Source organism: Rhizobium sp. M1 (genome assembly GCF_002531805.1).
In the GTDB taxonomy this organism is placed as follows: Bacteria; Pseudomonadota; Alphaproteobacteria; order Rhizobiales; family Rhizobiaceae; genus Rhizobium; species Rhizobium etli_C.
In genome coordinates, this window is record NZ_NWSW01000016.1 from 153,400 (window position 1) to 179,814 (window position 26,415).

The 26,415-nt window shown below is 60.9% G+C and carries 27 protein-coding genes; 15 read left to right on the plus strand and 12 right to left on the minus strand.

All coding sequences use genetic code 11. The features are described from left to right. Window positions 1–49: 49 nt before the first annotated feature. The 7 genes from map to glpK all read right to left on the minus strand — a co-directional run bounded on the left by map (window position 50) and on the right by glpK (window position 6,564). Window positions 50–808 carry a type I methionyl aminopeptidase gene (gene map, locus CO655_RS17365; RefSeq protein WP_010030330.1) on the minus strand — a complete coding sequence of 253 codons (759 nt, stop codon included), beginning with the start codon at window positions 806–808 and terminating at the stop codon, window positions 50–52. 39 nt (window positions 809–847) lie between these two features. Next, on the minus strand, window positions 848–1,909 hold the full coding sequence (locus CO655_RS17370) for an LLM class flavin-dependent oxidoreductase (protein ID WP_097665620.1): 1,062 nt from the start codon (window positions 1,907–1,909) through the stop codon (window positions 848–850). 356 nt (window positions 1,910–2,265) lie between these two features. Further along, a complete protein-coding gene (locus tag CO655_RS17375; RefSeq protein ID WP_245423852.1) occupies window positions 2,266–2,538 on the minus strand; it encodes a GIY-YIG nuclease family protein in 273 nt (90 codons plus the stop codon). 197 nt (window positions 2,539–2,735) lie between these two features. Next, entirely contained in the window at window positions 2,736–3,203 is a 468-nt protein-coding gene (locus CO655_RS17380; protein WP_097665589.1) for an SRPBCC family protein, read from the minus strand. 95 nt (window positions 3,204–3,298) lie between these two features. Next, window positions 3,299–4,558: an RNA polymerase sigma factor gene (locus CO655_RS17385; RefSeq protein WP_097665590.1), complete on the minus strand. Its 1,260-nt coding sequence runs from the start codon at window positions 4,556–4,558 to the stop codon at window positions 3,299–3,301. After that, window positions 4,555–4,929 (minus strand): YciI family protein, encoded by a 375-nt coding sequence (locus tag CO655_RS17390; protein WP_097665591.1) that lies wholly within the window; start codon window positions 4,927–4,929, stop codon window positions 4,555–4,557. Before CO655_RS17390 ends, CO655_RS17385 begins: the two co-directional genes overlap by 4 nt. A 141-nt stretch (window positions 4,930–5,070) precedes the next feature. Further along, complete coding sequence (glpK, locus tag CO655_RS17395) at window positions 5,071–6,564, minus strand: glycerol kinase GlpK (protein WP_097665593.1); 1,494 nt, start codon at window positions 6,562–6,564, stop codon at window positions 5,071–5,073. 156 nt (window positions 6,565–6,720) lie between these two features. Here glpK and CO655_RS17400 point away from each other — a divergent pair, with 156 nt between their 5' ends. From CO655_RS17400 to xdhC, 4 genes are all read left to right on the plus strand, one after another. Next, on the plus strand, window positions 6,721–7,497 hold the full coding sequence (locus CO655_RS17400; RefSeq protein ID WP_097604391.1) for a 3-hydroxybutyrate dehydrogenase: 777 nt from the start codon (window positions 6,721–6,723) through the stop codon (window positions 7,495–7,497). A 28-nt stretch (window positions 7,498–7,525) separates the two neighbouring features. Beyond that, on the plus strand, window positions 7,526–8,992 hold the full coding sequence (gene xdhA, locus CO655_RS17405; protein ID WP_097604388.1) for a xanthine dehydrogenase small subunit: 1,467 nt from the start codon (window positions 7,526–7,528) through the stop codon (window positions 8,990–8,992). Window positions 8,993–9,206: 214 nt separating this feature from the next. Then, entirely contained in the window at window positions 9,207–11,546 is a 2,340-nt protein-coding gene (gene xdhB / locus CO655_RS17410) for a xanthine dehydrogenase molybdopterin binding subunit (RefSeq protein WP_097665594.1), read from the plus strand. A 270-nt stretch (window positions 11,547–11,816) separates the two neighbouring features. Continuing rightward, a complete protein-coding gene (gene xdhC, locus CO655_RS17420) occupies window positions 11,817–12,629 on the plus strand; it encodes a xanthine dehydrogenase accessory protein XdhC (RefSeq protein ID WP_097665595.1) in 813 nt (270 codons plus the stop codon). On the opposite strand, the gene CO655_RS17425 is transcribed toward xdhC, so the two are convergent. Then, the gene (locus tag CO655_RS17425) at window positions 12,605–12,799 is read right to left on the minus strand and encodes a hypothetical protein (RefSeq protein WP_097665596.1); all 195 of its coding nucleotides are present in this window, start codon (window positions 12,797–12,799) and stop codon (window positions 12,605–12,607) included. The two genes, xdhC and CO655_RS17425, sit on opposite strands and share 25 nt — an antisense overlap. A gap of 101 nt (window positions 12,800–12,900) precedes the next feature. Here CO655_RS17425 and CO655_RS17430 point away from each other — a divergent pair, with 101 nt between their 5' ends. After that, a complete protein-coding gene (locus tag CO655_RS17430; protein WP_097578449.1) occupies window positions 12,901–13,797 on the plus strand; it encodes a LysR substrate-binding domain-containing protein in 897 nt (298 codons plus the stop codon). A 20-nt stretch (window positions 13,798–13,817) separates the two neighbouring features. Here the strand turns inward: CO655_RS17430 and CO655_RS17435 are convergent, their stop codons facing one another. Together CO655_RS17435 and CO655_RS17440 are read right to left on the minus strand one after the other, a co-directional pair. Beyond that, window positions 13,818–14,150, minus strand: a complete 333-nt coding sequence (locus CO655_RS17435) for a hypothetical protein (RefSeq protein WP_097578447.1) — start codon at window positions 14,148–14,150, stop codon at window positions 13,818–13,820. A 161-nt stretch (window positions 14,151–14,311) separates the two neighbouring features. Beyond that, entirely contained in the window at window positions 14,312–14,998 is a 687-nt protein-coding gene (locus CO655_RS17440; protein WP_097604379.1) for a Type 1 glutamine amidotransferase-like domain-containing protein, read from the minus strand. 125 nt (window positions 14,999–15,123) lie between these two features. Here CO655_RS17440 and CO655_RS17445 point away from each other — a divergent pair, with 125 nt between their 5' ends. From CO655_RS17445 to CO655_RS17485, 9 genes are all read left to right on the plus strand, one after another. After that, window positions 15,124–16,362, plus strand: a complete 1,239-nt coding sequence (locus CO655_RS17445; protein WP_097604377.1) for a urate hydroxylase PuuD — start codon at window positions 15,124–15,126, stop codon at window positions 16,360–16,362. Next, the gene (gene guaD, locus CO655_RS17450; protein ID WP_097604375.1) at window positions 16,359–17,669 is read left to right on the plus strand and encodes a guanine deaminase; all 1,311 of its coding nucleotides are present in this window, start codon (window positions 16,359–16,361) and stop codon (window positions 17,667–17,669) included. Before CO655_RS17445 ends, guaD begins: the two co-directional genes overlap by 4 nt. Before the next feature lie 43 nt (window positions 17,670–17,712). Beyond that, entirely contained in the window at window positions 17,713–18,033 is a 321-nt protein-coding gene (locus CO655_RS17455) for a type II toxin-antitoxin system HigB family toxin (RefSeq protein ID WP_097665597.1), read from the plus strand. Continuing rightward, complete coding sequence (locus CO655_RS17460; protein WP_097665598.1) at window positions 18,026–18,403, plus strand: helix-turn-helix domain-containing protein; 378 nt, start codon at window positions 18,026–18,028, stop codon at window positions 18,401–18,403. The genes CO655_RS17455 and CO655_RS17460 overlap by 8 nt, the downstream gene beginning before the upstream one ends. A gap of 78 nt (window positions 18,404–18,481) precedes the next feature. After that, entirely contained in the window at window positions 18,482–19,633 is a 1,152-nt protein-coding gene (locus CO655_RS17465) for an alpha-hydroxy acid oxidase (protein WP_097665599.1), read from the plus strand. Between the two features lie 256 nt (window positions 19,634–19,889). Next, window positions 19,890–20,252 (plus strand): hypothetical protein, encoded by a 363-nt coding sequence (locus CO655_RS17470; protein WP_210201024.1) that lies wholly within the window; start codon window positions 19,890–19,892, stop codon window positions 20,250–20,252. A gap of 5 nt (window positions 20,253–20,257) precedes the next feature. Then, complete coding sequence (locus CO655_RS17475; protein ID WP_097665601.1) at window positions 20,258–21,586, plus strand: nucleoside 2-deoxyribosyltransferase; 1,329 nt, start codon at window positions 20,258–20,260, stop codon at window positions 21,584–21,586. Then, window positions 21,583–22,224 carry a 7-cyano-7-deazaguanine synthase gene (locus CO655_RS17480; RefSeq protein ID WP_097665602.1) on the plus strand — a complete coding sequence of 214 codons (642 nt, stop codon included), beginning with the start codon at window positions 21,583–21,585 and terminating at the stop codon, window positions 22,222–22,224. Before CO655_RS17475 ends, CO655_RS17480 begins: the two co-directional genes overlap by 4 nt. Window positions 22,225–22,227: 3 nt before the next feature. Next, on the plus strand, window positions 22,228–22,878 hold the full coding sequence (locus CO655_RS17485) for a hypothetical protein (RefSeq protein WP_097665603.1): 651 nt from the start codon (window positions 22,228–22,230) through the stop codon (window positions 22,876–22,878). A 47-nt stretch (window positions 22,879–22,925) separates the two neighbouring features. On the opposite strand, the gene CO655_RS17490 is transcribed toward CO655_RS17485, so the two are convergent. Next, window positions 22,926–24,281, minus strand: a complete 1,356-nt coding sequence (locus CO655_RS17490) for an anti-phage deoxyguanosine triphosphatase (RefSeq protein WP_097665604.1) — start codon at window positions 24,279–24,281, stop codon at window positions 22,926–22,928. A gap of 208 nt (window positions 24,282–24,489) precedes the next feature. Here CO655_RS17490 and CO655_RS17495 point away from each other — a divergent pair, with 208 nt between their 5' ends. Then, window positions 24,490–25,905 carry a hypothetical protein gene (locus CO655_RS17495; protein ID WP_097665605.1) on the plus strand — a complete coding sequence of 472 codons (1,416 nt, stop codon included), beginning with the start codon at window positions 24,490–24,492 and terminating at the stop codon, window positions 25,903–25,905. Window positions 25,906–25,940: 35 nt separating this feature from the next. Here the strand turns inward: CO655_RS17495 and CO655_RS33885 are convergent. After that, window positions 25,941–26,415, minus strand: a 475-nt coding sequence (locus tag CO655_RS33885) for a hypothetical protein (protein ID WP_176539270.1), incomplete at its 5' end; no start/stop codon positions are given.

The following is a 26,415-nucleotide window of genomic DNA, read 5'->3' on the forward strand; positions in this document are numbered from 1 at the left end:
GGATTCCTGTGACGAGCACAGGAATGAGGGAGAGCGTTGAGCCGTCGCCCTATGCCCGCCCGTCCGGCAAAGTCAAAATCACCGGTCCGTTCCGCGTCGCAACCACCGTGTGTTCATATTGCACGGTCGGCGCCTTCGGATCGGCATAGAGCGTCCAGGCATCGTCGCCGCCCTCGGCCCAGGTCGCGCCGAGCGAAAGGAACGGCTCGACCGTAAAGACGAGACCGTCCGTCATGACACGCTTTTCCGAAGGATCGGGCCAGGTGGAGAGCTCGGCTGGTTCCTCGTGCAGCGAACGGCCGACGCCGTGGCTCGCCAGATTGGCAACCAGCGTATAGCGGTTCTTCTGGGCGAAAGCGCCGACGGCGGTGCCGATCTTTGCCAGCGGCTCACCCGATTTCACTTGGTTGAGCCCGACCCAGAGCGCCCGCCTGCCGTCGCGGCAGAGCCGTTCGATCTTCGGCTTGACCGGCGGCACTGCGAAGGAAGCACCGGTATCGGCGAAGAAGCCGTCCTTCTCAGCCGAGACGTCGATATTGATCAGATCGCCGGCCTGGATGACACGTGGCCCGGGAATGCCGTGGGCGATTTCCTCATTGACGCTGATGCAGGTGGCACCCGGAAACTGGTAGCAGAACTCCGGCGCCGAGCGCGCGCCGGAATCCTCAAGCACCTTGCGGCCGATCCGATCGAGCTCCAGCGTCGTCATGCCCGGTTCCATCGCTGCCGCCATCACCTGGATGGCGTTGGCGCAGATCCGGCCGATCTCCTTGAGCTTTGTCAGTTCATCGTCGTTTGCGATAACCATTCGTCTCTTCCGGCCTTGCGCGGGCGCGGCGCGGCCGCCTCAAGCCGTGGCTTTCGCCCCTTCGCCCCTTTCAGTCAATGCCTTTCTGACGATCGGGGCGACTTTCGTCCCGTAGAGCTCGATGCCGCGCATGATCTCAGCATGCGGCATCAGGCCGATCGCCATCTGCAGCAGGAAGCGGTCGTTCCTGAAAAGCGCGTGATGGGCGACGATCTTTTCCGCGACGACCTCCGGATCACCGACGAAGAGCGCGCCGTTCGGCCCACGCGACAGATCGAAATGCGCCCGGCTGGTCGGTCCCCAGCCGCGCTCGCGACCGATGCGGTTCATCACTTCCGCCTGCGGCCCGTAAAACTGCTCGGCGGCGGCCTCGGTCGTATCGGCGATGAAGCCGTGAACATTGATGCTGGTCTTCAGCTTGGCCTGATCCTGCCCTGCGCGCCGCGCCGCCTCGCGGTAAAGATCGAAAAGCGGCGCGAAACGGCGCGGCTCGCCGCCGATGATGGCGAGCGCAACCGGCAGTCCGAGCGCGCCGGCGCGCGCCACCGACTGCGGCGTGCCACCGACCGCGACCCACAACGGCAGCGGATCCTGCAGCGGCCTCGGGTAGACGCCGCGCCCGCGGATCGGCGCGCGAAGCTCGCCCTCCCATTCCACCGTCTCGCTGTCGCGCAGCGCCAGGAGCAGATCGAGTTTCTCCTCGAAAAGCTGGTCGTAATCCTCGAGATTGTAGCCGAACAGCGGGAAGGACTCGATGAAGGAGCCACGCCCTGCCATGATTTCGGCCCGGCCGTTGGAAATGAGATCAAGCGTCGCAAACTGCTGGAAGACTCGCACGGGATCATCCGAGGAAAGCACGGTGACGGCGCTGGTCAGCCGGATATTCCTGGTCTTGACGGCCGCCGCAGCCAGCGCGACGGCCGGAGCCGACGCCGCATAATCCGGCCGGTGATGCTCGCCGAGTCCGAAGACGTCGAGCCCGACCTGATCGGCAAGCTCGATCTCCTCGATCAGATGCTTCAGCCGCTCGGCCCCCTCCGCTCCCTTGCTGCGCGAGGGATTGGGATTGACATCCGCAAAGGTATAAAGGCCGAGTTCCATCGTCTGCATCCCGTTATGTTCTGCCTGGAGATAAGGATCGTGGAGAGCAAGCGCAAATACAAACTCTGGAACGGAATGTTCGAGAATTTCGATAGCGATGCGGCGTCCGATGGCAGCGTAGGAAAGAGTCTTTGCGCCGTAGACACGGCGCTGCTGGATTCCTGTGACAGGCACAGGAATGAGGGAGCGAGGGGATCAACCTGCGCTCCATATCCTCTATCATTCAAAGCGCAATATGCAGAGCCAGATCAGGGCGAAGAGGGTCGTTTTGGAGCACTGCGGACACCAGGACCTCCCTCATTCCTGTGCTCGTCACAGGAATCCAGCAGTCGCGTGTCCGCGCGACGGGAGACTCTTCACAGTCCCAAGAGGTGAAACGAGATATCCTCCCATTCAGGATTCTCCCGCTCGATCAAATTGAGCTTCCACTGCCTCGGCCATTTCTTGATCGTCTTCTCCCGCGTGATCGCAGTCGTCAGCAAATCATGCTCCTCGAACCACACCAATGTCTTTACGCCAAACTTCGACGTAAAGCCTGGCGTCAGTTCGTTCTGATGCTCATATAGCCGACCTGCAAGGTCACGCGTCACGCCGGTATAGAGCGTGCCATTGCGCGCGGATGCGAGGATGTAGACCTAACCCTTCATGCCGGTAGATTGGCACAGGTAACACCCCGCGTCGACAGCAACACCTGGCCACCCGAATCCCAATTCCAAGTTAAAATTCAACGACTTCCAAGCCTCAGTGGAATCATCTTCCAAGCCACCTCACGCCGCACGTGAAGCGGGAGGGCGGCGCGGGCCTCAGCCACGCCGCCCTCAACGCTTCACATCTTTGCCAGCAGTTCCGCCAGCTGATCGGCAGCCTTGCCCCATCCCTCGTGGAATCCCATCTTCTCGTGCTCTTCCTTGTCCTCGGCGCGCCAGTGCAGCGCCTTGGCCGTATACTTCGTGCGGCCATTGCCGAGATCTTCGAGCAGGATGACGCCGGTGAAGAAAGGTTTTTCGGCAGGCACCCAGGCGCTGGCATAGGCGTCGGTGAAGACGATCTTCTCGTTCTCGACGATCTCGAGATAAACGCCGCGGTTCGGATACTGATTGCCCTCGGGATCCTGCATGACGATGACATTGGAACCGCCGGGGCGAACGTCGAGCGTCGCTTCCGCGACACCCCAGGGGCGCGGTACGAACCACTGCTTCAGCAGGTCGGGATCGGTCCATGCCTTGTAGATCTTCTCGCGCGGGGCGTCGAATTCGCGAACCAGGGTGAGTTCATGTTGCGTGCTTGCGGTCATTTCGACATCTCTCCATTTGAGTGAAACCTGTTTCCTGTCAGGTTGTTACAAGGACGTATCAAACTTCGCCGTCCCGACAGCGCGCCAATCCTGATTTAATTTGCGATCGGCTGCGTGGGCTCTTCCTGCATCTTGTCGATCTGCCGGCGGATATGGGCCGCTTCCGCCGCCGAATGGGCAAGCGCGATGGCATGGTCGAAGGCCTCGCGCGCCTGGCAGGTCAAGCCAAGCTGCTTCAGCAGCCCGCCCCGCAGACCGTGATAGTAGAAATAGCCGCCGAGCTTCTCGCCGAGCGGATCGATGAGATCGAGCGCCTGCTGCGGCCCGTGCAGCTTGGAAACGACGACGGCGCGGTTAAGGGTCACGACAGGCGAAGGCTGCACACGCTCCAGCGCGCGGTAAAGGAGATCGATCTCGACCCAGTCGGTATCCTCGGCACGTTTCGCGCGGGAATGGATGGCGGCAATGGCCGCCTGAAGCTGATACGGCCCGGGCCGGCGGTGCCGCAGCGCCTTGTCGAGCAGCGCCAGGGCTTCGTTGATGAAGGGTTGGCTCCAAAGCGAGCGGTCCTGATCTTCAAGCAGCACGATTTCGCCCTCGGCGCTGAAGCGCGCCGGCCGGCGCGAGATTTGCAGGAGCATAAGCGCAAGCAGCCCCATCAGCTCCGGTTCCGCCGGGAAAATATGCAGCATCAGCCGCGCCAGCCGGATCGCCTCGTCGCTGAAGGCGGCCGCCTCATGCTTGGGGTCGGCCTGGCTGTAGCCCTCGTTGAAGATGAGATAGATCATCGTGCTGACGATCGAGAGACGTTCAGCCCTCTCCTCGGGGCTCGGCGTTTCGAAAGGCACGCCTGCCTTGGCGACACGCGCCTTCGCCCGGGTGATGCGCTGCTCCATGGCGCTTTCCGATACCAGGAAAGCGCGCGCGATCTGCGTCACCGAAAGGCCGGACACGATGCGCAGCGCCAGCGCGATCTGCTGGGTGGCCGGCAGATCCGGATGGCAGCAGATGAAGAGAAGCCGCAGAATGTCGTCGCGATAATTGGAATCGTCCAGCCGATCGGCGATATCGCTTTCGGCATCCTCGGTATCGGAAATGACCTCCTCGTCCGGCAGGGCCTGGAGTTTCGTCCGCTTGCGCACCGCATCGATACCGCTGTTGCGGCCGACGAAGATAAGCCAGGCTGTCGGATCGCGCGGCGGTCCTTTCTCCGGCCATGTCCGGATCGCCCTCAGACATGCCTCCTGAAACGCCTCTTCCGCCGTGTCGAGATCGCGGAAATAGCGCAGCAGCGCGCCAAGCGCCTTCGGGCGGGCCGAGGCAAGAGCAAGGTCGATCCAGGCAATATCGGTCATGATGCAGCATCTCCCGGCCTGAAGACGTAGAAAGGCCGAATTTCGTAAGAGGTGGAACCCGGATTGACGGATGAAAGCTGCTTCGAGAAGGCGACCGCCTCGTCGAGGGTTTCGAAGTCAACCACATAGAAGCCGAGAAGCGCCTCTTTCGTTTCCGCAAAGGGCCCGTCGATGACCAAGGGCTCGTCCTTGCCTTTGCGCACGGTGGTCGCAGCCGTCGTCGGCATCAGCCGCGCGACGGGGCCGAGCTTACCGGCTTTCGCCAGCGGCTCCTGCACGGCGTAAAGCTTCTCCATGACGGCAGCCTCTTCCTCCTGGGTCCAGGCGAAGACGGTTTCCTCGTGAGCGTAACAAAGGATTGCATAAAGCATCGGGTCACTCCTCTTTCCGAATGACGAAGGAGTAACCGCTTAGCCGACAGGCCGCATCAAAAAATTATCAAGAAAAAGGCGCTGAAAACCGGGCCCCACCCGCTGAAACAGGCAACGCTATGGTGCGGTTCCGATCGCGCCTCACCCCTCGCTCAGCGTCCGCCGGACCGCGCTCTTCCAGCCCTTGAGCTTTGCCGCCCGCACCTTGTCATCCATGTCGGGCTCGAAGCGCCGGTCGCGTTTCCACCTTGCCGAAAAGCCATCCCGGTCCGGCCAGACCCCTGCCCGGCTGCCGGCGAGCCAGGCCGCACCGAGTGCGGTCGTTTCGAGAATGACCGGGCGGTCGACCGGGGCATCGAGCAGATCGGCGAGCCGTTGCATCGTCCAGTCGGAGGCCACCATGCCGCCATCGACGCGCAGCACCGTGTCGTCGCCGGCATTCTTCCAGTCCTTCTTCATGGCATCGAGGAGATCGCGAGTCTGGTAGCAGACAGCTTCAAGGGCCGCTCTCGAAAGTTCCGCCGGACCGCTGTTGCGTGTCAGCCCGAAGATCGCACCCCGCGCCTTGGCATCCCAATGCGGTGCGCCAAGCCCGGTGAAGGCGGGCACGAGATAGACATCCTGCGTCGGATCGGCCTTCTCGGCAAGCGCATTGGTCTCGGCGGCGCTGCCGATGATCCCGAGCCCGTCCCGCAGCCATTGCACCGCCGCCCCGGCGATGAAGATCGAACCCTCGAGCGCATAGGTCGTCTCGCCGTCCAGACGATAGGCGATGGTGGTCAGCAGCCGGTTTTTCGAGCGCACCATATCGGCGCCGGTGTTGAGCAGCGCGAAACAGCCGGTGCCGTAGGTCGATTTCATCATGCCCGCTGCAAAGCAGGCCTGGCCGATGGTGGCCGCCTGCTGGTCGCCGGCAACACCGAGGATCGGGATCGCTGCGCCGAAGATCTCAGGATCGACCGTGCCGAAATCGGCGGAGCAATCCTTGACGTCAGGCAGCATGGCGGCCGGCACTCTGAGAATCTCGAGCAAATCCTCGTCCCAGGTGTTTTCGGCGATGTTGTACATCAACGTGCGCGAGGCATTGGTGGCGTCGGTGACGAAGCTCTTGCCGCCGGTCAGCCGCCAGATCAGGAAGGTGTCGATCGTACCGAAGCAGAGATCGCCCCTGGCGGCACGTGCACGCGCGCCCTTCACGTTGGCGAGCATCCAGGAAAGCTTCGTGCCGGAAAAATAGGGGTCGAGGAGCAGGCCGGTCTTCCTGGTGAACAGCCGCTCGAGATCCTGCCGTTTCAGATTATCGCAATAGCTCGCGGTGCGCCGGTCCTGCCAGACGATGGCATTCTGGATCGGCCGGCCGGTCTCGCGCTCCCAGACAACGACCGTCTCGCGCTGATTGGTGATGCCGAGCGCAGCAACATCCCTCGCCGTAATCCCGGCGTCGCGCAACGCCATGTTGACGGTGGAGACGACCGAGTCCCAGATCTCCTCGGAATCGTGCTCGACCCAGCCGGAGCGCGGATAGATCTGGGTGAATTCCTTCTGGCCCTTGCCGGCGACATGCATGTCGCCATCGAAGACGATCGCCCGTGTCGACGTCGTTCCCTGATCGATCGCCAGAACATATCCGCTCATTAAATCCTCCCGAGGCATGTCGATTGTCGAGGCGAATCAATAGGACACGGATGCGGGCGAGAAAAGCGAATAAAGCGGAATTGCCAGCTTGCCGGCTTTGGGCATAACCTCGCCATAACGTTGCAACGCAGCATCGCGATGTCAGGAGAAAACAGCATGAGCAGATCAGTCATCGTCACCGGCTCCACCAGCGGCATCGGCCTGGCGATCGCCACCGCCTTTGCCGAAACCGGCGACAATGTCGTCATCAATGGTTTCGGAAATGCCGATGAAATCAAGGCGATCGTCGAACGGCTTGAATCGGTGTCGAAGGGACGGGCGATTTATCATCCGGCCGACATGACCAAGCCCGCCGAGATCGCCGACCTGATCGAAACGGCGGCGAAGAGCTTCGGCAGCGTCGATGTCCTGGTCAACAATGCCGGCATCCAGCATGTCGAGAAGATCGAGGATTTCCCGATCGAGAAGTGGGATCAGATTATCGCCATCAATCTGTCGAGCTCCTTTCACACCATGCGCGCCGCCATCCCGCTGATGAAGGCGAGAAAGCATGGCCGGATCATCAATATCGCCTCGGCCCACGGGCTCGTCGCCTCTCCCTTCAAATCCGCCTATGTCGCGGCAAAACATGGTATATTAGGCCTGACGAAGACGGCCGCCCTGGAGCTTGCCGAATTCGGCGTGACGGTGAACGCCATCTGCCCCGGCTATGTGCTGACGCCGCTGGTCGAAAAGCAGATACCGGATACCGCCAGGGCTCGCGGCATGACCGAGGAGCAGGTGAAGAGCGAGGTCATCCTCAAGGCGCAGCCGACCCGTGAATTCGTCAAGGCCGAAGAGATCGGCGCCCTGTCGCTCTACCTCGCCAGCGACGCCGCCCGGCAGGTGACCGGAACGCATATCTCGATTGACGGTGGCTGGACGGCGGCTTAACCATTTGGAAAAAACAACCGGGAATATCATGAACGACAGCATCCGCTTCATCCTGAACGGCGAGGATATCGCGCTCGCCAATGTCGGGCCGACCGAGACACTTCTCGATTTTCTCAGGATGAAGCGGCGGCTGACGGGCACCAAGGAAGGATGCGCCGAAGGTGACTGCGGCGCCTGCACCGTGCTCGTCGGGCGGCTGGCCGACGGCAAGCTCGCTTACGAATCGGTCAATGCCTGCATCCGTTTCATGGGCTCACTGCATGCCACGCACGTGGTGACGGTCGAGCATCTGGCCGGCCGGGACGGCGCCCTGCATCCGGTGCAGCAGGCGCTGGTCGACTGTCATGGCTCGCAGTGCGGCTTCTGCACCCCGGGCTTCGTCATGTCGCTCTACGGGCTGTGGCTGACGAAGGAAAAACCCGGCCGCCGCGAGATCGAAAAGGCGCTGCAAGGCAATCTCTGTCGCTGCACCGGCTACGAGCCGATCGTCAAAGCCGCCGAGCAGGTCAGCCTGCAGCGGCCGAGCGCGCTCTTCGACCCACTGCAGCGGACACGCTCGGAGATCGTCGCGCGGCTCTGGGCCATGCAGGCGAGCGGCACCATCCGGATTGCCAGCGGCGAAGACCGGCTGATCGTTCCGGCTTCGCTCCAGGCGCTGGCGGAAGTCCTCTCTGAGGAACCCGACGCGACCGTCATTGCCGGCGCGACCGATGTCGGTCTCTGGGTGACGAAGCAGATGCGCCGGCTGAGCCCGGTCGTTTTCATCAATCATCTGAGCGAATTGCAGTCGGTGACGGAAAGCGATGATGGCGTCACCATCGGCGCCGGCGTCAGCTACAGCAGGGCCTTCGAGGCGATTTCCAGCAAGATCCCAGCGCTCGGGCGGCTGATAGACCGCATCGGCGGCGAGCAGGTGCGCAACATGGGCACGATCGGCGGCAATATCGCCAACGGTTCGCCGATCGGCGACAGTCCCCCGCCGCTGATCGCCCTCGGCGCGACTCTGACCCTGCGTTCCCTGCAAGGGCAGCGCCGAATGCCGCTCGAGGATTTCTTCATCGCCTATGGCAAACAGGATCGCAGACCCGGCGAATTCGTCGAAAGCGTCTTCGTGCCCTATCCCAAGGCCGCCAGCCGCTTTGCCGCCTACAAGATCACCAAGCGCCGTGACGAGGACATCACCGCCGTGCTTGGCGCCTTTCTACTGACGCTCGACGAGGCCGAGACCATCACCGACATCCGCATCGCCTTCGGCGGCATGGCGGCGACGCCGAAACGCGCGCCGTCAGTCGAGGCCGCGCTGATCGGCAAGCCGTGGACGGAAGCCTCGATCGACGCCGCCCGCCCCGCCTTCGACGCCGACTACCAGCCGCTGACCGACTGGCGCGCCACGGCGGAGTATCGCCAGCTGACGGCGAAGAACCTGCTGACACGGTTCTACCTTGAGACCGTCGGCGCGCCGGCGGAGCTGAAGCGGTTCGAGGAGGTGGCGTGATGGAGACGGCTCACGTTTGCGCAAGCCAACCCCCTCATCCGGCTGCCGCCACCTTCTCCCCGCGGGGGAGAAGAGACAAGACGCCGCGTCTCGACTCCCTCTTCTCCCCAGCGGGGAGAAGGTGCCCGATAGGGCGGATGAGGGGGGCGAGCGGCGCTGAGCCGCGAGCGCCCGGAGCATCTGCGACGGGCAATTTTTCGACAGGGAGACGCTAATGGACAAGTCCACCTTCGAAGACCGCAAAGTCGTCATCTCCGGCCCCATGCACGGCTCGCTGCGCCATGACTCAGCGCACAAGCATGTCACCGGAACCGCCGATTATATCGATGACATTCCCGAACCCGCCGGCCTCCTGCACGGCGCACTCGGTCTCTCCGACCGGGCGCATGCCGAGATCCTCAGCGTCGACCTTTCCCAGGTCGCCGCCTATCCGGGGGTGGTCTGGGTTTTCACCGGCAAGGACGTGCCCGGCGTCAACGACACCAGTTCCAACGGCAGCCATGACGAGCCGCTGCTTGCTGAAACTCTGGTTCAATTTCACGGCCAGCCGATCTTTGCCGTCATCGCCGAAACACGCGACGCTGCCCGCCGCGCCGCACGGCTGGCGAAGATCGATTATCGCGACCTCACGCACTGGCACGATATCGACGGTGCGCTCGCCAATGGCGGCCCGCTGGTCATCACCCCGATGACGCTCCAGCGCGGCGAGCCGGAAACGGAAATGCCGAATACCGCCATGCGGCTGAAGGGGCAGATGCGCATCGGCGGCCAGGAGCATTTCTATCTCGAAGGCCATATCGCCGTGGCCATTCCCGGCGAGGACGACGAGGTCACCGTCTGGTCCTCGACGCAGCATCCGAGCGAAATCCAGCATATTGTCGGCCACGTGCTCGATATCCCGTCGAACGCGGTCACCGTCAACGTGCGCCGCATGGGCGGCGGCTTCGGCGGCAAGGAGACGCAGGGCAGTCAGTTCGCAGCCCTTGCGGCGATCGCCGCCAAGAAGCTCGGCCGTGCCGTCAAATTCCGCCCGGACCGCGACGAGGATATGAGTGCCACCGGCAAACGCCATGATTTCCTGGTCGATTACGAAGTGGGCTTCGATGCCGAAGGCCGCATCCACGCGGTCGACGCCACTTACGCCGCGCGCTGCGGCTTCTCCTCCGACCTCTCCGGACCGGTGACCGACCGCGCGCTGTTCCATGCCGATTCCAGCTATTTCTATCCGCATGTGCATCTGCAATCGAAGCCGCTGAAGACACACACCGTCTCCAACACCGCCTTCCGCGGCTTCGGCGGGCCGCAGGGCATGCTCGGCGCCGAGCGCATCATCGAGGAGATCGCCTATGCCCTCGGCAAGGATCCGCTCGATATCCGCAAGCTGAATTTCTACGGCCAGCCGGGCTCCGGGCGCACGATGACGCCTTACCATCAGGAGGTCGAGGACAATATCATCGCCCGCGTCGTCGACGAACTGGAGGATACGTCAGACTACCGGGCGCGGAGAAATGCCATCATCGGCTTCAACCGCGACAGCCGCTATATCAAGAAGGGCATTGCCCTGACGCCGGTGAAATTCGGCATCTCCTTCACCATGACCGCCTTCAATCAGGCCGGCGCCCTCGTCCATATCTATCAGGACGGCTCGATCCACCTCAATCATGGCGGCACCGAAATGGGTCAGGGCCTCTATACCAAGGTGGCGCAGGTGCTGGCCGACAGCTTCCAGGTCGATATCGATCGGGTCAAGATCACCGCGACGACGACCGCCAAGGTGCCGAACACCTCGGCGACCGCCGCCTCCTCCGGCTCGGACCTCAACGGCATGGCAGCGCACGACGCCGCCCGCCAGATCAAGGAACGGCTGGTGGCCTTTGCCGCCGAGAAATGGGAGGTGGCGCCATCCGACATCGTCTTCCTGCCGAACCGCGTGCGGGTCGGCGAGAGCGAGATCCCCTTCCCCGATTTCATCAAGCAGGCCTATTTCGCCCGTGTCCAGCTGTCCGCCGCCGGCTTCTACAAGACGCCGAAGATCCATTGGGACCGCAAGGCCGGCCGCGGCACGCCCTTCTATTATTTCGCCTATGGCGCCGCCTGCACAGAGGTCTCGATCGATACGCTGACCGGCGAATATCTGATCGACCGCACCGACATTGTCCACGATGTCGGCCGCTCGCTGAACCCGGCGATTGACCTCGGCCAGGTCGAGGGCGCCTTCGTCCAGGGCCTGGGCTGGCTGACGACGGAAGAACTCTGGTGGGACGACAAGGGGCGGCTGCGCACCCATGCGCCATCCACCTACAAGATCCCGCTCGCCTCCGACCGGCCGAAGATCTTCAATGTGCGCCTCGCCGAATGGTCGGAGAACGCCGAGGCCACCATCGGCCGCTCCAAGGCCGTCGGCGAACCACCTTTCATGCTAGCGATCTCGGTGCTGGAAGCGCTGTCGATGGCGGTCGCGAGCGTCGCGGATTACAAGGTCTGCCCCAGGCTCGACGCCCCGGCGACGCCGGAACGGGTGCTGATGGCGGTGGAGCGGATGAAGCGGGTGTAGGATGGTAAGGCGTCCGGCTGAGTTGCTTGAGTGGGGCGGGTGGCATCCCCCTCTGTCCTGCCGGACATCTCCCCCACAAGGGGGGAGATCGGCAAAACAGCACGCTCTGCGCCTCGTTGCCCTGGCGCGACACCACAAAAATCCAACGCTATGCTACCGCTCCTCACGTCCCGAAGGCCAGCGCCTCATGCCGATCTCCCCCCTTGTGGGGGAGATGTCCGGCAGGACAGAGTGGGGTGAGACACCCGCACGTCCATCGGCCATCCTCTGATGACCGACCTCCCCACTTTCCTCGCCGCCTACCCCAACAGCGTCCTCGTCGACATCACCGAGACACAGGGCTCCACCCCGCGCGAGGCTGGGGCCTTCATGCTCGTCTCGCCAACCGCTTTATGGGGCACGATCGGCGGCGGACAGTTCGAATTCATGGCGATCCACAATGCCCGGGAGATGCTGGCGGGAACCGGCGGCGCAGCCACCATGGATATCCCGCTCGGCCCTGAAATCGGCCAGTGCTGCGGTGGGCGTACACAGTTGCGGTTCCGCCAACTGACGCCGAAGTTGAAAGACGAACTCGAAGCCACACATGCCGGCGAGATCGAGCGCCTGCCCGAGGTGCTTCTCTTCGGCGCCGGCCATGTCGGCCGTGCGCTGGCAGCTGCCCTTGCGCCGCTGCCGCTGTCGGTCACGGTGGTCGAAACCCGTCAGGAAGAACTCGCCAATCTGCCGGCGGCGACGAAGACCCGCCTCGTGCCGATGCCGGAAGCGCTGGTGAAGGATATTGCCGCCGGCGGCGCGGCCGTCATCCTGACGCACGACCATGCGCTGGACTTTCTCATCGCCCGTGAAGCGCTGGCAAGAGAGGATCTCGCCTATACCGGCATGATCGGTTCGGCGACCAAACGCGCTACCCTGGCAAGCTGGCTTTCCCGCGAAGGCGGCGAACGCGCCTGGATGGAGCGATTGACGCTGCCGATCGGCGGCTCGGCGGTCAGGGACAAACGCCCCGAGGTGATCGCCGCAATGACCGCCGCCGAAATCCTGACGGCGCTGGCGGCCTATCGCTTGCACGCGTCCTCGTAAAACGGATCGCGTCCGTCGAGGAAACCAAGATCGCGCTTGACGCGGTCCGGCGCAGCATCGAGATCGAGGCGGGGCAGCCGGCAGAAACGGCCGACCAGCCGTCCGGCAAGACGCTTGAACACACCCACGCTCGGCTCCGAGCGCTTCTCTTCGATAGCAAAGCAATCCATGACATCACCTCGTCAGTTTGATGGTATGAGTTGCAGTTTGCCGTGGAAAATGCTGCAATTCCAATCGAACGACCGTCTGCCTGCATCAAGAGAACTTATCCATGAAACTCTCGAAACAATTCCCGCTGAATGCGCTGCGCGTTTTCGAGGCCGCCGCCCGGCTCGGCAGTTTCACCAAGGCGGGCGACGAACTCGGCATGACCCAGACCGCCGTCAGCTACCAGATCAAGCTCTTGGAGGAGAATGTCGGCGAGCCGCTCTTCCTGCGCCGTCCCCGCCAGATCGCGCTGACGGAGACCGGCGAGCGGCTGGCGCCGAAGGTGACCGAAGCCTTTGCCATGCTGCACGACGCGATGGCGACGGCGCGCGACAGCGTCGAAGGCACGCTCGCCATCAGCTCGACCCACACCTTCGCCTCGAAATGGCTGGCGCCGCGCCTCGGCTCCTTCCATTTGAAGCATCCGGCGATCGCGGTGCGCTTTCAGGCGACCTCCGATATCATCGACTTTTCCCGCGAGCAGATCGATGTCGGCATCCGCTGGGGCGACGGCAACTGGCCGGGGCTGGCGCTGCACCGGCTGATGGGGCTGGAGTTCACCCCGATGCTGAGCCCGAAGCTGGCGGCATCGGCCGGTGGCATCAAGGAGCCGCGTGATCTCCTGAAGTTCGATCTCTTCGACGCCGGCGACATCTGGTGGAAGCAATGGTTCGAGGCAGCCGGCGTCACCGACACGGATCTCGACCGCCGCCCGCGCAACCAGCTCGGCTCCCAGGCGGTGGAAGCCGATGCGGCAATGTCAGGACATGGCGTCGCCATCCTCAACCCGGCCTTCTATGCGGCCGAGATCGCGCTCGGCCGGCTCTATCAGCCCTTCGAACTGACCCGCAGCGACGGCAAGGCCTACTGGCTCGCCTATCCCGAAAACCGCCGCAACGTTCCGAAGATCAAAGCCTTCCGCAACTGGATCCTCGAAGAGATGAAGGCGGCCGGGGATTAGAAGCAGGCATCGCGGTAGCCTCAGAATCCCATCTCCGGCGCATAGAAGCAGCGCGGCGTATCCTCATTCGGAAAAAGACAGAGATGGTAGTCCTCGTCGCCGGATTGCATCGCCTTGGTCATCGGCAGCAGGAAGACATGCGCATGCGTGACCAGCCGGTGGTCGCCCGGCAGCAACGTTACGCGATATCCGCCCGGCGTCACCGCCACGCTTTTCGAAGGGATCATCTGGCAGTCGCCAGTATGACTGTCGCCGTTGCAACAATAGGGGTCATAACTCCACCCCGAGGGTGCGTCATGAGCCGTCGCCAGCGACGCATATGCAATCATCACACACGTCAAAATGCTGCGCATGGCATCTTCTCCGTCGATGAATGCGCCGCCGCTGATCCACTGTTCTTATTTCATTCCGGCGGCCTTAAACATAACTGTAACCGAATCGTCATGGTTTCAAGACCCGCTGTATTAACGGACCGAGTATAAGCCGGAGATAATACACACCTTCTCGGCAGCTTTTAGGCACAGGACAGCAGATCGACGATGCGGCCGCGATCGGCAGCTTCGACAAAACCGTCGGAAATCATCAGCGGAGCGCCGAAGACTTCGACGAGCCCGTTGCCGAGGATCAGACCTTCGCCGTCCCTGCATGCGAGAATGCGATTTGCCGTCGTCTCGCTGTAGCGCAACAGCGAGGGGAGATAGCCGGGATCGTCGTTCACATGCGGAAAGAACTCGAAAGGCACCAGATCGAGAGCCGCACCATCCCGCACGGCATCCGGCGAACCGCCGGAAAACAGCGCGTCGGCGGCGATCGTCGGCGTCATCAAAATCGCCCCGGCGCTGGTTCCGACGAGAATGCCGTCATCCAGCGCCCATGCGCGCAGCCTCTCCAGCATGCCGCTTTGGCGCAGCCGTCTCAGAAAATCGCCGGTGTGGCCGCCGGTCAGATGAATGGCGTTGCAGGAAAATAGCCGGCCGATCTCGTCGTCGCCGGAAAGCGCGTCGAGATCGACGAAGAGATCGAGAGACAGCCCATATTGGAGATAGTACTGCCGTTTTTCATCGAAGAACTCGCGCTGCGGCTCTGGAGCGGAGGCGATATAGCCGATGCGGTTTCCGCGTGCGAGGATGAGCGCGGCAAGCCGCCGGTCCATCGGCGCATTTTCGGCGATGAGCTGATCGCTGTAGAGCGCGGTGATCATGCCATTCCTCCCCGGGGTTCACCGCCATTACCGAAATCGGCGTCCTGTGCGGTTCTTCAATCTCCTCTTCCCTCCCCGCCAAATTTTCCGCAATGTCACGAGTCGGAGGAAGTTAGGGGAATTCGATGTATGAATATGCCATAGCATGGGAATGGCTCGCCTTTGCGGCGCGCTGGTTCCATGTCGTCACCGCGATCGCCTGGATCGGATCGTCCTTCTATTTCATCGCGCTCGATCTCGGACTGGTGAAACGCCCGCATCTGCCGCCCGGCGCCTATGGCGAGGAATGGCAAGTTCATGGCGGCGGCTTCTATCATATCCAGAAATATCTGGTGGCGCCCGCGCAAATGCCGGAGCACCTGACCTGGTTCAAATATGAGAGCTATTTCACCTGGATATCCGGCTTCCTGATGCTCTGCATCGTCTATTACGGCGGCGCCGACCTCTTTCTCATCGATCGCCATGTGCTCGATATCAGCCCCCCGGTGGCGATCCTGATCTCGCTCGCGTCGCTCGCCTTCGGCTGGATCGTCTACGACCTGCTCTGCAAGTCGCCGCTCGGTCGCAACACCTGGGGACTGATGGCGGTGCTCTATGTCGTGCTCGTCTTCATGGCCTGGGGTTACACGCAGCTTTTCACCGGCCGCGCCGCCTTCCTGCATCTCGGCGCCTTCACCGCGACGATCATGTCGGCCAATGTCTTCATGATCATCATCCCCAACCAGAAGATCGTCGTCGCCGACCTGATCGCCGGCCGCACGCCCGATCCGAAATACGGGCAGGTCGCCAAGCAGCGTTCGCTGCACAACAACTACCTGACGCTGCCCGTCATCTTCTTCATGCTGTCGAACCATTATCCGCTGGCCTTCGGCACGGCATTCAACTGGGTGATCGCCGCCCTGGTCTTCCTGATGGGCGTCACCATCCGCCACTGGTTCAACACCACCCATGCCAGGAAAGGCCGGCCGACCTGGACCTGGATCGTCACCGTCATCCTTTTCATCCTGATCATGTGGCTTTCGACCGTGCCGAAGTTGCTGACCGGCGAAACGGACGCCGCGGCGGTGGCGCCCGCCTTCCAGCAATTCGCCGGCGATCCGCATTTTCCCGCCGTCAAGCAACTGGTCGCGACGCGCTGTTCCATGTGCCACGCCGCCGAGCCTGTCTATGAGGGCATCGTACGGCCGCCGAAGGAGGTGATGCTCGAAAACGACGCGGAAATTGCCGCCTATGCCCGGGAAATCTATATACAGGCGGGGCGCAGCCATGCCATGCCGCCCGGCAACGTGACCGATATGACGCCGGACGAACGCAAGCTGCTCGTCGCCTGGTTCCAAAGCGCAGTCGAAGGCAAGAAACAATGACGACAACACTCCTGCGCGGCCGCCTGCTGTCTTTTCATCGCGCGCCGCTCAGTCTGGCCGACAGCCAGAGCTATCTCTACGAGGAGGATGGCGGTCTGCTGATCGAAGATGGGCTGATCGCAGCGGCCGGCGCCTATGCCGACGTGAAGGCAAAGGCAGCCGCCGATCTGGTCGAGATCGACCACCGCCCGCATCTGATCCTGCCCGGCTTCATCGACATGCACCTGCATTTTCCGCAGATGCAGGTGATTGCCTCCTATGCCGCCAACCTGCTCGAATGGCTGAACACCTATACCTTTCCCGAGGAATGCCGTTTCGTGGAAAGCGCGCATGCGCAAAGGATCGCCACGCATTTCTACGACGAGCTGATCCGCCACGGCACGACGACGGCGGTCGCCTATTGCTCCGTGCACAAGGCCTCGGCCGACGCCTTCTTCGCCGAGGCGATGAAGCGCAACATGCGCATGGTCGGCGGCAAGGTGATGATGGACCGCAACGCGCCGCAGGGCCTGCTCGACACGCCCGAGATGGGTTATGACGAGACCCGCCAGGTGATCGCGGACTGGCACGGCAAGGGCCGCAACCACGTCGCCATCACCCCGCGCTTCGCCATCACCTCGACGCCGGCGCAGATGGAAGCGACAGCAGCCCTTGCCCGGGAATTTCCCGACCTGCATATCCAGACGCATCTGTCGGAAAACCACGACGAAATCAAATTCACCTGCGAGCTCTACCCCGAGGCGATCGACTATACCGACATCTACGCCCGCTACGGCCTGCTCGGGCCGAAAAGCCTCTTCGGCCACGCCATCCACCTCTCCGAGCGCGAAGCCGATGTCATGAGCGAGACGGGTTCGGTCGCCGTCCACTGCCCGACGTCGAACCTCTTCCTCGGCTCCGGCCTGTTCCCGCTGAAGGCGCTGGCGCGGCGCGAAAAGCCGGTGCGCATCGGTGTGGCAACCGATATCGGCGGCGGCTCCAGCTATTCGATGCTGAAAACCATGGACGAGGCCTACAAGATCCAGCAATTGCTCGGAGAACGGTTGAACCCGCTGGAAAGCTATTACCTGATGACGCGCGGCAATGCCGAGGCGCTGTCGCTGGCCGACCGGATCGGCACGCTGGACCCCGGCACCGAAGCCGATCTCATCGTCCTCGATGCGGCGGCGACCCCGGCCATGGCGCTGAAGCTGGAAGCGGTGAAGACCTTGCCCGAGGAACTCTTCCTCTTGCAGACGATGGGCGACGACCGGGCAGTCGCCGAAACCTATGTGGCGGGCGTGGCTATGAAAGCCGGACTTCGATGATGCCGCCATTGCTCCCAAAATGGGAGCGTGCTATGGTGCCACGATGAGAGTGATCGCCCGGCGCACCCTGACGCAATTTGTCGAAAGCCCGGATGGTCAAAAAAGCCAGGCCGCCTTGAAGGCTGCTCTCGATACGTGGTTTCACGAAGTCAGCAAGGCGGACTGGAAATCCATGTCCGATGTGAAGAAGCGATATGCTCATGCAAGCGTCGTCAATGCCGAACGTATCGTCTTCAACATCAAGGGAAATGACTACAGGCTGATCGTTGCCGTCGATTTCGAACGGTCGATCGTCTGGATCAAATGGATCGGCACGCATCGCAACTATGACAGGATCGACGCAGCGACGGTGGAACATGAATGATCTGAAACCCATCCGCAATGACGATGATTACGAAAACGCGCTCCTGCTGTTGAAGCAGCTCTGGGGAGCGAAAGACGGTTCGCCCGAAGCCGACAAGCTCGACATTCTGGCGACGCTGATCGACGCCTATGAAGCAGGGCGATATCCGATAGATCTGCCTGATCCGATCGATGCGATCATCTTCCGGATGGAGCAGCAGGGACTGACGCGGAAGGATCTGGAACCAATTCTGGGCAGCCGCGGGCGTGTCGCGGAAATCCTCAACAGAAAGCGTGCACTTTCACTCGATATGATCCGGCGATTGCACGAACATCTCGACATTCCGTTGGATATTCTCATTCAACCGATCCGCGGCCAAAAGGCTGCCTGATACGGCAGATTTCCCGCAACGCCCTCCAAGATTTCATGTTACGCGAGATAGCCGCATTCAGATGTGAAGGTTCAATTCATGGCCACTCCGCTCACCATCGCCGATCTGAAACAGCTAGCCCAGCGCCGCGTGCCGAAGATGTTTTTCGACTACGCGGATTCCGGCGCCTGGACGGAATCCACATATCGGGCGAACGAGAGCGATTTCAGCGGTATCAAGCTGCGCCAGCGAGTGCTGGTCGACATGACCGACCGCACGCTGGAAACGACGATGATCGGTCAGAAGGTGTCGATGCCGGTGGCCCTGGCGCCGACCGGCCTGACCGGCATGCAGCATGCCGATGGCGAAATGCTGGCGGCGCGCGCGGCCGAGGAGTTCGGTGTTCCTTTCACGCTGTCGACGATGAGCATCTGCTCGATTGAGGACGTCGCATCGGTAACGACGCGCCCCTTCTGGTTCCAGCTCTACGTCATGCGGGACAAGGATTTTGTCCTCGGCCTGATCAACCGCGCCAAGGCCGCCAAATGCTCGGCGCTGGTGCTGACGGCCGACCTGCAGATCCTCGGCCAGCGTCACAAGGACCTGCGCAACGGCCTGTCGGCGCCGCCGAGATTCACGCCGAAACATGTTTGGCAGATGGCGAGCAGGCCCTTCTGGTGCCTGGATATGCTGAAGACCAAGCGCCGCACCTTCGGCAATATCATCGGCCATGCCAAGAACGTTTCCAATATCACCTCGCTCGCCGCATGGACGCACGAGCAGTTCGATCCGCGGCTCTCCTGGGCCGACGTCGCCTGGATCAGGGAGCGATGGGGCGGCCCGCTGATCATCAAGGGCATCCTTGATCCGGAGGACGCCAGGGCAGCCGCCGATACCGGCGCCGATGCGATCGTCGTCTCCAATCACGGCGGCCGGCAGCTTGACGGCGCTCCCTCGTCGATCAGCATGTTGCCTTCGATCGTCGATGCCGTCGGCGACCGCATCGAAATCCATCTCGACGGCGGCATCCGCTCCGGCCAGGACGTGCTGAAGGCGATAGCACTCGGCGCGAAGGGCACCTATATCGGCCGCCCCTTCCTCTACGGCCTCGGCGCCATGGGCAAGGAAGGCGTCACTCTGGCGCTCGGCATCCTCCGCAAGGAGATGGACATCACCATGGCGCTCTGCGGCAAACGCGACATCAACGACGTGAACGCGTCGATCATATCGCGGCAAGGCTCAAACAGATGAGCAGGTAGTTCAGAAAAGTCACGAATCCCAACTTTGGCGACATTCTTGTCCAGTTTTAGATGACACGATTTAAAAGGCCCGCATTGGCAGGCCTTTAGCCGATCTCGGCCTTTGTGCTTTCTTTCGGCCGAAGTTCGACGCCGCCGATCGGATGAGGTGATAACCGTAGACAGCACTTCGCTGGCGATTGCGCACGCGTCAGAATCACTTCAGGTTGCATCCATGGCGGCAGCGTCAAGCTTGGAGGGGAACTGCAATGGGAAGCTCGGGATCAGGTCGTTTCACGGACTACAGCGGCTCGAAAAACACTGACGGCACAGGAGGAACGGGCGGCGTCGATCGGTGCCGCCAAGCCGTTTCCTGCGTGTTGGAAGAAGTCTCCCAATGCGATTTCTACACTGTGAATAGAGCGGTTCCGCCAGTCGGAACCGAGGTGCTTCTCGCGCATGATCGCCGCCTGTTTGCGGTAATGCCAGACGGTACCAAGATTGGTGCACTGCCAACGGCGTACAACTATCTGGCCGCCTGCATGCGGGACGGCAACACCTATGTTGGCGTGGTCTCGCGGTCCGGCTTGCTGCCCATCCCGTTCGTGGCTGTTGACTTTACTGCCCAGTGAACGCGATGGAGACCTCACCCCTCCTTGTCGTCGGCGAGATCATCGTCGATTTCACGATTGCGCGTCCGGGCGCTGATTGCAAACTTCGGCTCGGTGGGATCGTCCATGCTGCCCGTGGGCTATGGGCCTGCGGCATGTCTTATGCTGTTGCCGCCGTATGCCCCAGATATCTGCTCGAGCAAGCTCGCGGGTACCTCAAATCACATGGATGCGTCGACTTCGTCTGGCTGGGCGAAGTGATGGGGGGCCCCAATGTAGTTGTTATCGGCGACGCCACCGAGGTTTCCCATCAGGGCTATCAAGACCTGCTGCGAGAAGAGAAGTCCGTCAAGATCCACGACGTGACCAACTCGATTCGGAAATACACCGAGGTCCTTGTCTTTCCTGGCAGCTTTGACCTCGCGGCGATCAAAGAATTCTTTTCTGCCGAAACACGGTTCAGCTTCGACATAGCTTACGATGCCCAGGACTTCTCGGTGTTGGAAGGTTTCGCAGAGCACATCAACGCCATCATCATCTCAACGTCTTCCCCGCTCTTCATGAGCAAAGGCTCCGATGACATCGCACTGATGCTCAAGGAAGCGCGGCGCCTGGATCCCGAGATTTTTCTGCTTAAGGAAAATCGGGGGGGAAGCCGCATCTTCAATTTCAAGACTGATGAAGTCGATCACGTTCCTGCCCAGCTTTCTTCGACGGTGAATTCGGTTGGGGTCGGCGATGTCTACTCAGCAGTCATGGTCGGCTTTGGTACTGGACAATGGAAGGAAGCCGCCTGGCGCGGGGCAATGGCGGCCACCGCCTACTCGCTGACGACCTATCCCGATGATTTCCGGAGGGATGTCGTGCGCAGCCTAAAGCTCTCATTCGAGGAACTGCGAGATTTAGGTGGAACGATTCTGCCGTGGCATGAGCGACCCCTCTTCCCTATCTACCTAGCAGCCCCGGATTTTTCCTACATGGATAAGCCGGAAGTGGATCGTGCAGTAGACGCACTGCGTTACCACAATTTCGTGGTCCGCCGCCCCATACAAGAAAACGGCGAGCTTCCACTTGGAAGCGATCCTGCTCTGCTTCAAAACACGTTCCTGAGCGATGTCGCGTTGCTTCACGAATGCAAGGCAGTCTTTGCGGTGCCGCTGGCGCGCGACCCTGGGACATTGGTGGAGGTGGGCATGGCATTGGCGCGCAGCCAGCCTGTGATCACGTTCGACCCTCGAAACGAGAACAACAACACGATGATCTTGGGCGGCAGCGCGACCTACTCGGATGACCTAGACGTATGCCTCAATGGGCTATTCGTAGCTATTTCCAAACTGTGGATGAGCCGGCCATGAAGAATGCCATCTTGCTCGCATCGGGTGGACTTGACTCGACAACGGTCGCCTACGGCCTTGAAGCTCAGGGTGTCGAGGTGTTCCCCGTATTCTTCGACTACGGCCAGCATTGCGTCGAGACCGAATGGAGCAGGGTCAATGAGGTCCTCCCTGCATCAATGCGAAAGCCGGAGCGTTTCGATATCTCGGATATTTTCCGAGGATCGCCCTCGCGTCTCATCAGAGAGGCCAATCTATGGGAAGACGACGTCAAGGACGACGACCTCTACGTGCCATACAGGACAATGCTGTTTTTCGCAGCGGCCGCCGCGCGAGCTCAGACGATAGGTATCTTTGACGTCTACACCGGCTTCATCAATAGCAATCATGCCAAGGAGATCGATTGCACGGCTGAGTTCATGAATGGGCTAGGTAACCTGATCGACAGCATCGGGGCTGTGAGTTTTACGTCTCCCTTCAGGTATTCGTCCAAGACGGAGGTCGTCCGCGAGGCATTACGTCTCGGTGTCCCAGTCGGCCGCACCTACTCTTGCCAGGCAGCCAGTGATTTCCCGTGTGGCGCATGTCCCAATTGTGTCGACCGCCTCGATGCGCTAGAGGACGCGGGCCTCGCCTATTCAGACACCAAGGTCGGCTAGATCATGCAGTCCTCCACAGCACAGATGCTCATCGCTGCGCGTCGGGTCGCCGACTACGCAAAAGAACTTGGAGCGGAATTCGAGAATCTCGAAGTCCGCCCTGCCTACGAACACATGGGGGCGCTTCTGGCTGACTCGGTGTTGCAGGCCGGACTGAACTACAATTCGGTTGTATTGCCGCGTATCACGGTTATTTTGGAAATGTTTCCGGAACTGGATCGCGTATCGGCCCTGACCGACATGGTTCTTCGAGGCGAAACGTCGTCGTTCCTCAATTGGAAACACTCTGAGAAAGTTGGCCGCTTCGACGGACTGGTCGGCTTCCTATCGAGTACTCGCGTCGAGGATGTCGTCGATTTAAGGGCAAGCCTGCGAGACGGCGCCTTCGTGGAAGCACTCCGTGAAGTGCGCGGCGTCGGCCCCAAGACTGTCGACTATATGGCATGCTTGGTGGGCTTGGACTCGGTCGCAGTTGATCGGCACGTCCGGACGTTCGCCAAGCGGGTAGGCGTTATGGAGGAAGATTACGATTTCCTCCGGTCCGTTTTCTGCTACGCAGCCGACCTACTGTCGGTTTCCCGCCGAGAGTTCGATGCTTGGGTTTGGCGCCGCGAAGCCTCGATGTCAGCCCCACAGATGTCATTCGCTTTCTGATCGGAATGCAGCATGCGAGTGGCAGCCCCTTCTTTCCCCGCCCCTCGTCAGAGCATATCGAAAACTGAGCCCATTCTCGGGCTGAACAAGCGCTCGTATGTCTTCATGAGGGCCATGTCGGTCATTCCCGCCACGTGATCGCAGATAACCCTCATCGGATTGGCATCGGCTGAATAAGCCTTGAAAACCGTGGCCGGCAGCAGGGCTTCCGGGTCCGACATCAGCGCCTCGAACACCGCAACCACCATGCCCTGCCCTTTGAACTCCAGATGCTGGACCGATGGGCTTCGGATTACCTTCCGCTCGACGGCTGTCTTCAGCGCATCCAGAAACCGCCGTTGGGCCGTTGGCAGCGTAACCTTGTAACGAAGAAGAGTATCTTCGAAACCCGTATCCGTCTCGATGCCGCAGTTGGTGATGAAATGGTGCACAAGGCGGCTCACGAACCTTTTGCGCCGTCCAGGCTCACCCATCATCGCATCGACGAACCCGCCATAGACATCATTTTCGAATTCGTTCGAGTACTTCGCCTTGAGGACGTCCAGGAAACATCCGCAATCGTCCTCTCCTATCAGTTGGCGGAAATCCCTCTCGTCAATGAGCTGCAGTTCCAAGGCATCTTCGAGATCGTGAATACCGAAAGCGATGTCGTCGGCGACGTCCATGATCGTGCAGTCGAATGACTTGTGTAGGGTCTTCGAATGCTTTCCTTCAACCTCCAGAATGCGAGTGAAGCGCGTCCGGTCGCCTTCCGCCAAGTCAGCGAGCACCCAATCCACTACGTCCTGTTCGCTATCCATGAAGCACTTCGGCGGCTTACTTGCCGCCCTGTCGATGACCTTGATTGAGCTCAGTGATGTCTGAAGGCGGGGCAGGTTATTCGGATCAGAATTGATGAGGGCGGAATAGGCGACCGGATACTTGAGCACACCGAGGAGCGTCCGGCGGGTGAGGTTCGCGCCGGCACCCGCGGAAAACTTTTCCAGCCGGGCCAGAACCCGCAGCGTCTGACCGTTACCCTCGAAACCGCCGTCCTTTCGCATGCAGTAGTTGAGAGCAACTTCTCCGCCATGGCCGAAAGGCGGATGACCAAGGTCATGAGTCGCGCCGATGGCCTGGATTAACGCTATATCCGGGATAACCGGAAACGCCGGATGCGATTGGTTGTCCTTCTCGAGTTGCCTCGCGATGCCACCGGCGATTTGGGCCACTTCGATCGAGTGTGTCAGACGTGTTCGATAGAAGTCGCTATCGCCAAGATTCAACACCTGGGTCTTGCCTTGCAGCCGTCGAAAGGACGCGGAATGAATGATGCGAGCGTAATCAATCGCGGCAGCGTCCCGTGCATCCTCGAGCTGAGGTTGCCACGGTTCGCGTCGTACCAGCCAATTTCGCAAATCCATCTCCGCCGGCTTCCTTGTCCATCGTAAGTGTCAACTTTTGCAAACCACGGCATATTGCATTCTCGCAACCTGAGGAAGTGGACATTTCCACACCAAAAGTTGGATAGCATCTCTCGATATCGCAGCTCGACGAGGCGTTATTCATTTCCCCTAACCTGACGTTTACGGCCATTCGATAGCACTACGGAATCCGTAGGGGGAATGCCAAGTGAACGAGATAACCAGTGTCAGCGACCTTTTGAAAGGCATCGAGCAGGCAGACGTCCGCGATTACCTTTGTGAGGCTGTTGTCTGCTTCGAAGCGGGGGCCTTTCGCGCCTGCATCGTGATGACTGCAAACGCAGTGTTCGAGAACCTGATCGGGCGCGTGGCCGACTTTGCGGATTTTGACACCCAGGCGAGGACCCTCAAGGACCGTATTGACAGCGATCTCTCATCACAGAAAGCCTTTGAAGCGCATATGATCGATGAGCTTTACAAGGCGAAATTTCTGACAATCGACCAGAAGGCCGGGTTGATGAAAATCAGGGACGCCAGAAACAAAGCAGCCCACCCGTCCCGTGTGAAATCGAGCCCCGAAGAAGCGAAGGCCGTACTCCGAACCGCGGTCGAGAATTTCATCAAGCCTATCTGGCTGACCGCCAGTGAGGGAAGCAGGAAGCTCGTGCGCGATATGCATCTTGGCGGCGTGTTTCCCAAGAAGGGCGATGATGCAAAGGTCGTGGATGAAAGGCTTGCGCAAGTTGACAAGGCGGCTCACGCCAAACTGATCGTCGAACTATGGAATGAACTCGAGAACCCCACGCATCAGGGGTTCACCAGGGATGCCCACCGCTTCCTTACTGCCCTTGCGGGCAAGCAGGACGGTCGTTTCCGGAAACACTTTCCGCGCTTGTTGGCGACTAGGCGAGAGGGTCCTCCGGAAAAGAGTGTTGGCGATGATGGCAAAGCAACAGCAAGCGATGACCGCTGGCTACCGATTTTGATCTCAGCCGACCCATTCCTCTTTACTGTGGTGGACGGAACGGCCGGCACCCTTCTCGACGAAAGGGTGGCCAGCGTTTTAATCGGCACGCCCTCGGCCGAAAAGGTTGGCTCCGACGCGGCAGAGCGTCTTTTATCCGCCGTAGCAGGCTCAGCCCACCGACAGGAGATCGTCGAGCGTTATCCGGAAGCCATGTCGGCGGCCGTGAACGCGATCGGCGTGAGGGCTGTCTTGTTCGGGTGCCTCGATGGGACGGACCTATTGCGGGATCGCGCGCTCGCGCCAGTCTACGACGCATGGGATCACGGTTACAGTGCGTTGCGCGTTGCCGAGGTGCTGCCCGAGATCGATGAGGCACTTGCTGACGGCATATCGGGCCAGCGTGCGTTCGATCTCGTTGTGAGCATGTGCTCGTTTTCCCGGCAGATGAAGGAAACCGCCTTGAGCGATCTCGTCACTCTAGGTTTCTCGACTGCTCCAGCGTTGCGGCGAAAAGCCCTCGACTTCATGGAAATGAACCCCGAGGACGCCGTTGAAACTCTCCAGCACCACGTCATGTGCGGACCAAGGGAGCTTGTCGAAACCTTTCTCACGTCCCGCCGACGGCCCGATCTCTTCAGGAAGAGGCCGGCCGTTTAAAGAACGGTCGCCTAGTTCCGGAAATGGCAAAGCGCCTATCTGTAGTTCCACATCTGGGTACGCTGCGCGCCCGCCAATTCGGCGAGTTCTTCCTCTGAGGTAATCTCGCGACATTCGAGAAGAAGATACCGAATAGCGGTCTGATACTCGGAGGTCGTGAAGCCGAGAGTCACAGCATCATGAATTGAAAGGTTCTGTAGTCCACGTTCGGCGACCGTGTAGTCGTGAGGAATTTCCGTTCCCCTCTTTGGGTTTCGCACCAAATACCTCGTGTTGAACCGATCAGCGACCTCATCATTCTCGAGCGGGCGCCCCTTGTCGTCCAACCAGTGCACGGCCTGCCATACATCCCAGTAGGTCTTGTCGTCATAATAAGGCTCCCTCTCCATTCCACTCTCCATATTGTGGTCCAGGATGAGAATGGCCGAATGGCTTGCAAGGAAGAAGCGCGTGCCGATTGCCCGGCTTGAGCTCTCCGGTGCAAATTCCGAGGCAATCCGCCCCCTGATT